The sequence below is a fragment of the Corallococcus sp. bb12-1 genome, assembly GCF_026626765.1.
GTDB lineage: Bacteria > Myxococcota > Myxococcia > Myxococcales > Myxococcaceae > Corallococcus > Corallococcus terminator.
Window position 1 is genome coordinate 74,283 of record NZ_JAPNJZ010000017.1, and the last position, 12,000, is coordinate 86,282.

Annotated in this window: 9 protein-coding genes and 1 pseudogene; 5 read left to right on the forward strand and 5 right to left on the reverse strand. The window is 70.3% G+C overall.

The window, feature by feature from the left end; all coding sequences use genetic code 11:
• Positions 1–166 precede the first annotated feature (166 nt).
• Positions 167–589, reverse strand: a complete 423-nt coding sequence (gene msrB, locus OV208_RS20645) for a peptide-methionine (R)-S-oxide reductase MsrB (protein WP_120542728.1) — start codon at positions 587–589, stop codon at positions 167–169.
• Positions 590–801: 212 nt separating this feature from the next.
• On the opposite strand from msrB, the gene OV208_RS20650 reads away from it, so the two are divergent.
• Positions 802–1,221 carry a CBS domain-containing protein gene (locus tag OV208_RS20650; RefSeq protein ID WP_267575568.1) on the forward strand — a complete coding sequence of 140 codons (420 nt, stop codon included), beginning with the start codon at positions 802–804 and terminating at the stop codon, positions 1,219–1,221.
• 71 nt (positions 1,222–1,292) lie between these two features.
• Here the strand turns inward: OV208_RS20650 and thrS are convergent, their stop codons facing one another.
• Entirely contained in the window at positions 1,293–2,495 is a 1,203-nt protein-coding gene (thrS, locus tag OV208_RS20655; protein WP_267575569.1) for a threonine--tRNA ligase, read from the reverse strand.
• A 257-nt stretch (positions 2,496–2,752) separates the two neighbouring features.
• Positions 2,753–4,600 carry an OPT/YSL family transporter gene (locus OV208_RS20660; protein WP_267575570.1) on the reverse strand — a complete coding sequence of 616 codons (1,848 nt, stop codon included), beginning with the start codon at positions 4,598–4,600 and terminating at the stop codon, positions 2,753–2,755.
• A gap of 148 nt (positions 4,601–4,748) precedes the next feature.
• Here OV208_RS20660 and OV208_RS20665 point away from each other — a divergent pair, with 148 nt between their 5' ends.
• Complete coding sequence (locus OV208_RS20665) at positions 4,749–6,347, forward strand: MBL fold metallo-hydrolase (protein ID WP_267575571.1); 1,599 nt, start codon at positions 4,749–4,751, stop codon at positions 6,345–6,347.
• On the opposite strand, the gene OV208_RS20670 is transcribed toward OV208_RS20665, so the two are convergent.
• Complete coding sequence (locus OV208_RS20670) at positions 6,284–7,336, reverse strand: hypothetical protein (RefSeq protein WP_267575572.1); 1,053 nt, start codon at positions 7,334–7,336, stop codon at positions 6,284–6,286. The genes OV208_RS20665 and OV208_RS20670 overlap by 64 nt on opposite strands.
• Positions 7,337–7,352: 16 nt before the next feature.
• Positions 7,353–7,592, reverse strand: a pseudogene (locus OV208_RS20675) (winged helix-turn-helix domain-containing protein); the annotation flags it as partial.
• Between the two features lie 429 nt (positions 7,593–8,021).
• Between OV208_RS20675 and OV208_RS20680 the strand changes: the two are divergent.
• From OV208_RS20680 to OV208_RS20690, 3 genes are all read left to right on the forward strand, one after another.
• Positions 8,022–8,837 carry a methylase gene (locus tag OV208_RS20680; protein WP_267575573.1) on the forward strand — a complete coding sequence of 272 codons (816 nt, stop codon included), beginning with the start codon at positions 8,022–8,024 and terminating at the stop codon, positions 8,835–8,837.
• Between the two features lie 300 nt (positions 8,838–9,137).
• Positions 9,138–10,460, forward strand: a complete 1,323-nt coding sequence (locus OV208_RS20685) for a carbamoyl-phosphate synthase (RefSeq protein WP_267575608.1) — start codon at positions 9,138–9,140, stop codon at positions 10,458–10,460.
• 98 nt (positions 10,461–10,558) lie between these two features.
• Complete coding sequence (locus OV208_RS20690; protein ID WP_267572142.1) at positions 10,559–11,938, forward strand: IS1182 family transposase; 1,380 nt, start codon at positions 10,559–10,561, stop codon at positions 11,936–11,938.
• Positions 11,939–12,000: the final 62 nt, after the last annotated feature.

Below are 12,000 nucleotides of genomic sequence, written 5' to 3' on the forward strand. Positions count from 1 at the left end.
GTGGGCAGTCGAGCAGCCATTCATTTCCTCGCGGTGCATGTGTGTGCGACTTGGGTGACCCCGTGGTCCCAGGCCTCGCACATGCGGCACGAATGATGGCGGGCAAGGTGGAAGGCGCGCCCTGCTCCCGGTTGCGACCCGGAGCAGGGCATCCGGCAAGAAAGGCTTACGCCCGCACCAACTCGATAGGGCTGCCTTCAGGCACGTGCTTCATGGCCACCGAGTTCATGCAGTAGCGCAGCCCCGTGGGCGGCGGGCCGTCCGGGAAGACATGGCCCAGGTGTCCGTCGCAGCGGGCGCAGCGCACCTCGGTGCGCACCATGCCGTGGGACACGTCGCGGATCTCCGTGAGCGAGTCCGGGGACAGGGCCTGGGTGAAGGACGGCCAGCCCGTGCCGGACTCGAACTTCGTCCCGGACTGGAACAGCGGGTTGTTGCAGCCGGCGCACACGTAGGTGCCGGGCGTCTTCGTGCCCAGGAAACAGCCCGACCCCGGGTACTCCGTGCCGTGCCGGCGCAGCACGTCGAACTCCTCGGGGGTGAGGCGCTTGCGCCACTCGTCGTTGGAAAGATTGAGCTTGTCCGTCATGGGTCCTCCTCCACGGTTCCGGGCACCTGCCCGAGCACGACCTTCGATGCTCCAGGGTGATTCCCGTCGCACCGTATACCAGGGAGGCAGGCGGGGGGCTGTCTCCCCGACACTCCATGGCACGGCCCTGCGAGCCAGCAGACAGGAGCACGAAGAAAGGGTGGCGCGGGTTGTACCTCGGCAGGGACGCGCACGCCCCGAGGAGGTTGCCGATGCGGATTTCGGAGCTGATGAAGAAGGACGTGGAGACCATCGACGCGGGCGAGTGTCTGCGCACCGCCGCCGAGCGCATGCGCATCCACTACATCGGCGCGCTGCCCGTCACGGAGAACGGCCAGCTCGTGGGCATGCTGACCGACCGGGACATCGCCGTGCGCTCCACGGCCCTGGGCAAGGACCCCAACGTCACCTCCGTGCGCGAGACGATGACCGCCGCCGTCATCACCTGCTCCGCGGACGACTCGCTGGATGCCGGCGAGCGCCTGATGGAGGAGAAGAGCGTGCGGCGGCTCGTCGTCGTGGACGCGGACCGCCACGCGGTGGGCATCCTCAGCATGGACGATGTCGCCACCGTGCCCGGCAAGCTGATCCGCCCCGGTGAGCTGCTGGAGCATCTGAGCATCTATTCATGAGCCGTTGACGGAAGCAGGGCCCGGCATCCCCCCACGAGGTGGGGAACACCGGGCCCTCGGAGCGACTGACTTCAGCCCGCCACGGCTGGCTGGCACGCGGCGGACAACCACGACACGGCCTCATCCCAGGACAGGTCGCGCTGGGCGCCGTCTCGCTGGCGCAGGCGGACGTTGTTCGCCTCCACCTCGCGGCCACCGACCACCGCGAGGAACGGCACGCCGTCCTCATGCGAGCCCAGCACCTTGCGCGACAGCGACTCGTCGCGGACATCCGCCCTGGCGCGGCAGCCCGCCTGTCTCAACCGCGCGGCCAGCCGTTCCGCGTACGCGGCGGCCCCCGCGCCCACGGAGGCCACCACCACCTGTTCGGGCGCGAGCCACGCGGGCAGCGCGCCCCCATGGTGCTCCAGCAGGATGCCGATGAACCGCTCCAGGCTGCCGAACAGCGCGCGGTGAAGCATCACCGGGCGCAGGCGTGCTCCGGCCGCGTCGACGTAGTGCAGGTCGAAGCGCTCCGGCAGCACCAGGTCCAGTTGGATCGTGCCGCACTGCCACGCGCGGCCCAGCCGGTCCTGGAGCACGAACTCCAGCTTGGGCCCGTAGAAGGCGCCCTGGCCCGGCTGCTCCGCGAACTGGAGCCCCGCCTGTCTGGCGGCCGACTGGAGCCACGCCTCCGCCTGGTCCCACACCGCGTCGCTGCCCGCGCGCATCGCCGGGCGCCCGGAGAAGGCCACCTGCACGTCGTCGAAGCCGAAGCCCGCGTAGAACGCCTTGAGCGACTTCACGTAGCGCACCACCTCCGCCTCCACCTGCTCCGGAGCGCAGAAGATGTGGCCGTCGTCCTGCGTGAACTGGCGCAGGCGGAACAGACCATGCAACGCGCCGCTGGGCTCGCTGCGGTGGACCAGCCCGAACTCCCCCAGCCGCAGAGGCAGGTCGCGGTGGCTGGGCGCCATGCGCTGCACGAGCTGGATGTGGCCCGGACAGCTCACCGGCTTGAGGGCCAGGTGCCTGTCCCCCTCGGGCAGGCAGAACATGTTCTCGCGGAAGTTCTCCCAGTGGCCGCTCTGCTCCCAGAGGGGCTGGGAGCACAGCTGTGGCGTACGGACTTCCTGATAGCCCTCGTCGCGCATGCGGGCGCGGACGTGGTCCTCCAGCAGGCGGTACAGCATCAGTCCGCGCGGGTGCCAGAACACCATGCCCGGGGCCTCTTCCTGCAGATGGAAGAGGTCCAGGCGCTGGCCCAGCGCGCGGTGGTCATGTTCGTCGAGCATCGTCGTGTCTCCGTGTGTCGGTCGGATGAAGAGCCGGGGCCGGACACGGGGCGTGAGTGCTTGCACGGTCGCCCCGGCCGGAACTCGGCGGGGCGGGAAACCGTGCGCTCGTCAGACCACCGACACGCGCACCGATACCCGTCCCGCCGAGGCGGTAGTGGTCGTGGTCGCGGTGGTGGTGATGAAGAGGCTCACGGGACAAGAAGTGCTCCCGGGCGCACGGAAAGTCAAGCCGTGCGCCGGGATGAGGCGGACCGTCAGTTCAGCAGCGCCATCAGGCCGAACAGACCGACGAACAGGTAGAAGAGCGACTCGCCGGCGATGAGGCCACCGCCCACCAGCGACATGGTGCTCATGTCCTCCGGGAGCACCGCTTCGCCCGGCGCGGGTTCGCGGGTGAAGCGCTTGGAGAAGGTGTTGAACAGCGACGTGAGCACGCCGCCCACGCCGAACCAGATCGTGGCCGGCAGCGCGATGAAGCCACCGAACGCGGCCGCGTAGGGGCTCGGCAGCACCACCGAGTCCATCACGTAGCCCGCCGCGAAGCCCTGCCGCGAGCCCTGCACGAAGCGCAGGTAGGCCGGGTGGCGGCGGATGATCTTGCGCAGGACCTCCATCGTGAAGCCGATGCCCAGGCCGATGAGCAGCGCCTTCACCTTGTGAGCCGACAGCGCGCCCAGGTCGCGGATGGCGCCCACGAACTTGTACGTCATCGCGCTTCCCCACTGGCCCACCTGCGTGTCGGGGTGATCCAACTGGTTGACTGAGAGCACCGGGTAGGCGCCCATGAACACGCGCGCCAGGCCTACGCACAGCACCGCACCCATGAAGATGCCCAGCACCTGGTAGCGGAACTGCACCACGCGGTTGGTGCCCAGGCGCCAGCCGGTGGAGCGGTCCTGCTGCATGTCGCAGCCCACCGACGTGGAGATGAGCAGGATGGAGGACGCCATCAGGCCCACCAGCGGATCCTTCAGGCCCAACAGCGACATCAGCAGCACCGACATCACGAACGCGCTGGAGATGGGGTTGTTGTCGCTGATGCCGTAGGCGATGCCGTTGATGAGCACGAACAGCAGCGACAGCGCGAGCCCGAAGATGATGAAGCCCGCGGGCTGATGCAGCACCTGCGTGGCGACGACGACGACCGCCACGCCCCAGCCCACCACCCAGGCGATGAGCCGGGGAACGTTGACCTTCTTCCAGGCCGGCTCGTTGTCCACCGGCGCCTGCGCGCGGCCCCGGATGCGCGCCACCGCCTGCACCGCGAGCAGCGCCAGGTCCACCAGCGCCGCGCCGCAGATCATCGCCAGCGAGATGAGGAAGCCAATCTTCCGGTACGGATCATTGGGCCCCAGCCACCCGATGCCCTGCAGGAACGGGGTGATGGCGAAGCCCAGCAGGCCCATGCACATCGCGGGCACGGTGATGCGGCTGCCCACCACCATGCCGGCGCCCACCGTGGAGCTGCTCACGCTCAGCGCCGCGACGGCCGCGACCTTCTCCGTCAGCCACGCGGCCAGGATGCCCAGGCCGGTGCCGCCGCCCAGCTTCGCGATGGAGGCCTTGAGCAGGCGCTTGTCCGTGAGCGCGCGCAGGATGTTCGCCACCGCGTAGCCCGACGGGTAGTCCAACTGGAGCCGGTCCACGAGCAGCGGCGTGTAGAGCATGCCCACTCCGACGCCGAACATGCCCACGCAGCCGACGAAGAGCATCAGCTGCCACGCGGGCGGCTGGGGCATGCCCAGCCACACCATGGCTTGGATCAGCACGGACATGGCGCACAGCGAGGCCACCGACGCGGCCATCGTCTGCATGTAGTTGGCGCCGTGCTTGCCCTCCGCGCCGTAGCCGTAGGTGACGACGCTGCCGAGGATGCCGGAGAGCACCTGGCTGGCCACGAAGAAGCCCAGGCTGAAGTTCATGTACGACGCGGCCACGCCGCCCAGCGGGCCGAGGATGAGGATGGCCACCGTGGCGAGCAGCAGGTGGTACTTCCACGTGTTCACCGCTGGCAGGAAGCGGAAGCGCGGGGTCACCGCCTCGGATGCGGGCGACAGGGGGGCGGAGGGCTCCGGGGGGAGCGGTTGGGCGGGGTGGGCCATGGGTGCGGCGGAGGGTAGCGGCGTTCACTGGCGGCCCACAACCGGAGGCGTCTCCCCGGACGCGAGCGACCCGGCGGCCCGTCGCTGCCCGAGTCGCGAGGCTCGCGAGCCCTTGCGCGGGGCGACGGGCCGTGCGACGTCGCCGTGCATGCGACTCACCCTGCACCGTGGTGTCAGCCTGGCCGTCCTGGCCTCCGCGAAGACGGAGGCCGACCACCACGAGGACCTGGGGTGCAGCATCCAGGGGCCCACCGCGCGTCCGGTGCGCCGCGCGCAGCTTCCGCTCAAGCGGCACATCGCCGCGCTGGGCCGCGAGGGCGCGCTGCGGGAAGCCGACGCGCTGATTCGCTGGCTGGAGGACACGCCCCGCTATGCCGCGCTGTGCGTGGGCACGAAGCGGCGCATGGGACGTCGCGTGCTGCGTGAGGACGTCCTCTTCCCGGATGCCCTGCGCCACCGTCCCCGCGTGCTCCACCTGCGCCAGGACTCGCTGGGCCTGGACGTGCCCGTGCGCGCGAAGGACTGGTCGGTGGTGGCGGACCTGTTCGCGGCGCTCGCTCGGGGCGCGACGCCGGAGGAGCTGCGCGGACTGTCTGTTGTGCCAGTCGTGGATGAGCTGTTGGGCGACATGTCCCAGGCCGGCTGGCTCGTGCGGCACGAGGGGCCGGTGGAGGTGCCCGGGCCGGGGGCCCTCTTCGTGGGGCACAACACGGTGCTGGTGGCGGGCAGGGAAGGGCGCGTGCTGGTGGATCCGTACTTCCGTCCCGCCGGGGACGCGGACCTGCCCGGCTACGGGCCATTGCAGGCGGGCGACCTGGGGCGGGTGGACGCGGTGGTCATCACGCATTCCCACGGGGACCACTTCCACCTGGGCTCGCTGCTACCGCTGCCCCGCGACACGCGCATCTTCGTGCCGACGGTGGCGCGCGAAAGCCTCTTCTCCACGGACTGCGCGCTGCGGCTCACGCAGCTGGGCTTCACGCGCGTGGAGGCGCTGCGCTGGGGCGAGACGCGGCAGGTGGGGGACGTGACGGTGCGCGCGCTGCCCTTCCACGGCGAGCAGCCCACCGATGGCGAGGGGCCGCACCCGGGCCTCTTCAACGAGGGCAACACGTGGCGGGTGAGCACGCCGGACTTCTCCGCCGCCTTCTTCGCGGACGCGGGCCATGACGTGCGCGGGGACATGGAGAAGGTGTGCCGCGCGGAGCTGAAGCAGCAGGGCCCGGTGGACGTGCTCTTCTGCGGCGTGCGCGGCTTCCGGCTGCCGCCCATCTTCTTCGGCTTCACCACGCTGGACGCCTTCCTCGTCAACGTGCCGCGCGACGCGCTCACCACGCCGCAGCGGTTGATGGCGGGGCCGGAGGAGGCGCTGCGCTACGGGGCGCTGCTGGGCGCGCGCTACGTGGTGCCCTGCGCGGACGGCGGCGCCCCCTGGTACTGGCGCGAGGGCATGGGGCCCCGCTACGAGGGCTATCCGGGCGAGCCCGTCGCGGGCGCCAGTTCGCTGGATGAGAACCCGGACGCGGATCCCTATCCGGAGCGTCTGGCGGAGGTGCGCAAGCAGAAGGGCGAGGGACCGAAGGCGCTCCTCTTGCGGCCCGGTGAGGCGCTGAAGTGGCGGGGGGCCCGGTCACCGGAGGTGCGGCGCACGCCCGGCTTTGAGTGGCCCTTCGGCGACTGGCGTCAGCCCGGGGTGGAAGTCCCACGGCGCAGCAACCCGCGCACGCGCCAGAGGGCGCCCAGGTAGAGGAGGCCCAGGGCACTGAGGCAGGTGATGCCCACCGCCACGTACCGGCGGATGAGGTGGCTGATGTTCCAGCCGTAGGTTCGCACCAGCTTGCTCGGGTCGCTCAGGCCCGAGCCCTCGTTCTGGCCGAAGGGGATGCGCTCCACGTGGGAGAGCGCGGCCCACCACTGCTCGAAGCCGTCCATGAAGGCCGCCGCGCCAATGGCGACGAAGCCCCAGCGCAGTGCATTCCTGCGCAGGTAGTGCCCCGAGGGCACGTAGAAGGTGGCCATCAGCGCCGTGCCCAGCACCATCATTCCCGCGTCGCCGCCGAAGGTGATCATCGACCTGGCTTGCAGGCGGTCCAGTCCCAGCGTGCCCACGGCTTGCGCGAGGAGCAGCACCGCGCCCACGCCCAGCCACGTCCACCGGCGCCGCTTCCAGCCCTGATACGTGAGGGTGGCCAGCAGGCCCGCCAGGGCCAGCGGGATGAAGAGCGACCGTTCCTCCGACACGGTCGTGGCCCAGAACGAAGGGGTGGCGCTGAAGCCGCAGAGCCAGGCGGTGACGGCATGCCCCAGCTCATGCACCGGCATCGTGAGGAAGATTCGCATCAGGGCGTGGAAGCCGGGCGAATGCACCGCGAGGGTGGCGACGAGGAGCGCCGCGGGCAACACCACCAGCCGCAGGCGCGCCTCCCGGGCATCCTCGCCGTCCGTGTCTTCGTGGAAGGTGATGCCCTCCAGGGCGGCGTCCTGCTCGGGCCGCGCCGCGACCAGGGGCGGTACGAACGCGGGCGCGGTGTGGGCCTCCAGGGCCTCGCGCAACGCGAGCCGCTGGTCCTCCGCTTCACGCACGACCGCGCCCCGTTTCGCGGCCTCCCGTTCCTCGGCCTGTCGGGTGGCGGCGCGTGCTTCGGCGCGCAGGTAGATGACGCCGCACGCCGGGCACTCGAGCCCGTCCACGCGAGGGGCGCCACAGCGGGGGCAACTGGCGGACGGGTCGCTCACGGAATCAGGACTCTACCAGTGTCAGCGACGCGTCCAGCGCCACCGCGCGCGCCTTGCGCCCGGGGTGCTGCTCCACCAGGCCCCGCGCTGCCAGCCGCCGCAGCGCCTCGCGCACGGTGCTCCGGCTCACCCCGTAACGGCACGCCAGCTTCTGTTCCGAGCCCAACGGGCCGCTTCCCGGAAACCGCCCCAGCGAAATCTCTCGCTCGAGTTGCTCCTCTACATACGCAACGAGCCCCACCCGCTCCATCCCCATCGCCCTCCTCGCCAAAGCCTCTGCTACCCAAGCAGAGGCGTCTGACATGGGCTTGAGGGCCAACAGTCCTCGTCGCCTTGGCGGCCCGGCGCAGCCTGCGGCTTCAGGTGGCGCGAACCTGTCCGACAGTCGGACAGGTTCGGCGTGAAGGGTGCCCGGCGGACGCCTCCTCCCATGGACCCGCCTTGGCGTCAGCTCCAGTGCGACGTCGCGACCCAATGCTGAGCTCCGCGAGGCGCGCATCCTCGCGGAGAACTCCGGGGCGTGGGATGGGGTAACGATTTTCTGGCGACCTGCTTGGATGTGACGCGGGACGGGCGAAAATCCGGGCGACGCGACGGGCCTGCGTCCCCGAAACGCGCGAGAGCCAGGGCTTCGGCATGGGATGGGGACCTTGACGCCCCGGCTCCGCGCGCCCATGTGATGGGAATGGCCGAACTGGACATCCGTACCCGGGGAAGGACCGCTCCGGGGCGCCTGCGCGCGTTGGACGCGTACCTGTGCCGCTTCGAGTCCGCGCTCCTCACGCGCCAGGACGACGCCTGGGCCCGCGCCGTCTTCGCGGACGTGGGCTTCGGGGAACACCCCTGGACGACGTTGGAGAGCGCCGCCGCATTCCGCGCGCTCAACCCCGAGTTGATCATCATCGGCGTGGAGCTGGACGCGGAGCGCGCTTCGTCCGCCGCGCGCACCCACTCGGATGCGCGGACGCACTTTCGCGAAGGCGGCTTCACGCTGCCCCTGTCGCCGGACGAACCCGCCCGGCTCGTGCGCGCCATGAACCTGCTGCGCCAGGGCCCACTGGAGCGCATCCCGGAGGTGCACCGCACGTTGTCGCGCTCCCTGCTGCCGTCAGGCCTGCTCGTGGAGGGCAGCTCCGACACGGACGGCGCGGTGCTCGTGGCCCACCTGCTGCGTCGTGTCTCCGAGGACGCGTCCCCCGTGCGCGAGAGCCTCCTGTTCCACACCGACTTCTCCCGGGGCTTCGCACCCCTGCTGCTGCGCGACTGGCTGCCCCGCGACCTGCGCCGCCGCGTCCGTCCGGGCGAGCCCGTGCACGCCTTCTTCCAGGCCTGGGAGGCCGCATGGAAGGCCGCGCGCGCCGCCGGTCACACCGCACCGCCCGAAGCCTTCGCGGAGTCCGTCCTGCGCCTCGCGGCCATGACGCCAGGGGTCTCCACCGACGCCTGGCTGCTGACCCATGGGTGTCTGCGCTGGAGCCCGCCCGGCGGCATCGCACCCTGACGGGACAGTCAGTGCTTGGAGGAGCAATCGTCGTGGGGACCCGTCACAAGCGCAGCGGGAAAATGTATTCTGTCGGGAATTGCCCTCCGGGCGTCACCCGGGCTTCCGGAAGGCAGATGGCTCGACATGAACAGGCACCTTCTGACGCTTCTCACCGCGGGGCTGATGGCCAGCACTTCGGCCGCCGGTCCCGCCGCCCCGGATGCGGGTGGCGGTCGCCTCGCGCAGCGTCTCCGACAATCCCGTCGTTCCTCCGCGCGCCCTCGCGGCGGGTCCGACACCGCGAACCTGGAGCAAGAGATGGAAGAGGCGGCCTTCTCCGATGAGGCCCCCGCGGCAGTCATCGCGGCCCGTCCCCCCGTGTTGCTGTTCTCCGCCAACTTCTACGGCACCCTGGCCGCGGCGCGCTGTCTGGGTCGCCACGGCGTGGACGTGACGGTGGCGGATACGGGCCGGCTGGGCCCGGCCAGCTATTCGCGCTTCGTCAGCCGCCGCGTGCAGTGCCCGCCGGAGTCCCAGCCGGAGGCCTTCCTCCAGTGGCTGGTGGACTTCGGCCTGCGCGAGCCCGTCAAGCACGTGCTCTACCCGACGAGCGACGAGCTGGCGTGGCTCATCGCCGCGCACCGCCCGAAGCTGGAGGACCTCTTCCACCTCTACGACCCGGGCGTGGACGCGGTGTACGGGCTGCTCAACAAGCGCCGGCTCTACGAGGTGGGCACGGAGGTGGGGCTGCATCTGCCGCGCACCTGGTTCCCCCAGTCGGAAGCGGACCTGGAGCAGGTGCGCCGCGAGGCGAGCTTCCCCGTCCTGCTCAAGCCCACGACGCAGATCCTCCACGCCACCCACCGCAAGGGGCAGCCGGTGGCGTCCCCGGAGGACCTGGCGCGCGAGTACCGCGAGTTCGCCCGCGACACGTACGCGCCCATGCTCGTGAAGTTCGATCCAGCCGTGGTCAACCCCATGGTGCAGGAGTTCCACCCGGAGGCGGCCGAAGGCATCTACAGCCTCTCCGGCTTCGTGGACGAATCCGGAGAGCTCTTCGAGGCCCGCGCCGCCATGAAGGTGCTCCAGCGTCCGCGCAAGCTGGGCGTGGGCGTCTGCTTCGAATCCGCCCCCCTGCGCCCGGACCTCGTCGCGGGCCTCACGCGGCTGTGCAAGCGGCTGGGCTACCACGGCGTCTTCGAGGTGGAGTTCATCCAGACGAAGGACTCCTACCTCCTCATCGACTTCAACCCGCGCTTCTACGGGCAGATGGGCTTCGACATCGCGCGGGGGCTGCCCCTGCCGCTGCTCGCGTACCACGCGGCCACGGGCAACCGGGACGCGCTCGCGAACGCCGTGGCGGACGCGCGCGACGTGGCCCCCCGGCATGACGAAGAGGTGTTCTGCAACCGCATCGCGCTGGAGATGCTGCTCAACCTCCAGCGGCTGTCCGGCGCGCTGCCGGCCAGCGAGGCCCGGCAGTGGCGGCAGTGGCTCAACACCCACCGGCAGAAGGCGGTGGATCCGCTCATCGACCGGGACGACATGATGCCCGCGGCGGTGGAGCTGGCCACCATCGCCTACGGGTCCGCGCGCCACCCCCGCGCCTTCCTCCGGATGATGGTCTTCAACCGGAGCTGAGGCGCGGCGGACGACGGGCGGGCCGCTAGGAGCGTGTCGGGGTAATCGGAAGAACCTATTTGAAAGGTAGGCAGAGGCGTGGTGCTCTTTGCCTACCCATGAGCAAGACCTTCCGCCCCTACGCGCCGGAGCAGTCGGAGTTGCTGCCGCCCTCGCCCCGAGAGTGGCTGCCAGCCGGGCACGTGGCGTACTTCATCCTGGACACGGTGGCGGAGCTGGACTTGAGGCCGCTGCTGGAGCGCTACGAGCGGGAGCTGCGGGGCTATCCGCCGCACCACCCGCGGATGATGGTGGGGCTGCTGCTGTACGGGTACTGCGTGGGGGTGGCCTCCTCGCGCAAGATTGAGAAGAAGACGTACGAGGACATCGCCTTCCGAGTCATCGCCGCGGGTCAGCACCCGGACCACAGCACGGTGAGTGAGTTCCGGCGCCAGCACCTGGACGTGCTGGCGGGGCTCTTCGTGCAGGTGCTGGCGCTCTGTCAGAAGGCGGGGCTGGTGCAGTTGGGGCACGTGGCGCTGGACGGCACCAAGCTGAAAGCCAACGCCAGCAAACATAAGGCGATGAGCTACGAGCGGATGCAGCAACGCGAGAAGGAGCTGGCCGAGAAGGTCGCGGCGCTGCTCAAGGCGGCCGAGGCGGCGGACGCGGCCGAGGATAAGCTCTACGGCAAGAAGAAGCGCGGAGACGAGCTCCCCGAGGAGCTCAAGCGAGCCGAGACGCGGCTGGCGCGCATCCGCGCCGCCAAGGCGGAGCTGGAGGCCGAGGCGAAGGCAGCCAGGGCGGCGCGGCAGGCCGAGAAGCAGCAGGCCGAGAAGCAGCAGGACGGAGACGACGAGCCGCCGAGTGGCCCGACACCGCTACCGGGCCACCAGGTGCAGAGCGAAGCAGACGGCACGCCCAAACCCAAGGCGCAGCGCAACTTCACCGACCCGGAGAGCCGAATCCAGAAGACGCAGCATGGCTTCATCCAGGGTTTCAACGCGCAGGCCGCCGTGGACGAGGCGCACCAAATCATCGTGGCCCAGGCACTCACCAACCAGCCGCCGGACGTTGAGCACTTCTTGCCGCTGCTGGAGCAGGTGGTGGAGAACTGCGGCCAGGTGCCCCAGGTGACGACGGCGGACGCGGGCTATTTCTCCGAGGAGAACCTCACGCGCGCGGCAAGCATGGGCATCACCGCGTACGTGGCCGTCGGGCGGCAAAAGCACGGAGTGCAGCCGCCCGCGGTGCGAGGACGAATGCCGCGCGAGCTGAGCGTCAAGGATTGGATGGCGCGTCGACTGAGGACGAAGGCAGGACGACAGGCGTACGCCCGACGCAAAGCGGTGGCGGAACCGCCCTTCGGCCAAATCAAACAGGCGCGAGGCTTCCGCCAACTGCTGCTGCGTGGGCTCAAGAAGGCGCGCGGCGAGTGGGCGCTTATCTGCCTCACCCACAACCTGCTGAAACTCCATAGGGCACAGGCCACCGTGTAGTGGCGGTGCCGCCGGCCCCAGACGGGCGAGGCGGCACCGATGCAGCAAGGAGCCTGTTACCC